Origin of the sequence: Paenibacillus sp. VTT E-133291, from assembly GCF_002264395.1 — a bacterium.
Taxonomy (GTDB): Bacteria; Bacillota; Bacilli; order Paenibacillales; family Paenibacillaceae; genus Paenibacillus_AQ; species Paenibacillus_AQ nitricinens.
Map to the genome: position 1 here is coordinate 1 of NZ_NFVA01000248.1, position 402 is coordinate 402.

1 protein-coding gene is annotated in these 402 nt (G+C 44.3%); it reads right to left on the reverse strand.

The window, feature by feature from the left end; genetic code table 11:
* Positions 1-402, reverse strand: a 402-nt coding sequence (locus CA598_RS31790) for an IS3 family transposase (protein ID WP_143812510.1), incomplete at both ends; no start/stop codon positions are given.

Here is a 402-nt window from a genome sequence, read left to right on the forward strand (position 1 = left end):
TTTCAGCTACATGGATCTCCGCAGCTTTCACATAACTTGCCCGTTTTCTGCGAATGACCGCCCTGAGCCCAAGAGCGCACATGATTCGGTAATAACGCTTTTTGTTGTACTTCTTTTTGAGCTTTCGGTTTAATTGCGTGCGGATTTGACGATAGCCAAGTATCCCCTTTCGCTTGTCATAACGTAGCTTTACTTCTTTGGCTAACGCACGAATTTCAAGTTCCATGCTAGAGGGTTTCCATTTTAACCACTTGTAATAGGCAGATCGAGCAACCCCTGCTAACGCACACAACTTCGTAATTGCGTGACCTTTTTCTTTGTTCAGTTCTTGAATCGCTTGATACAAGTTTACATGTCGAACAAGGGTTAGCGTGTATTTCGTCGCTTGATCTCCGCCAACTT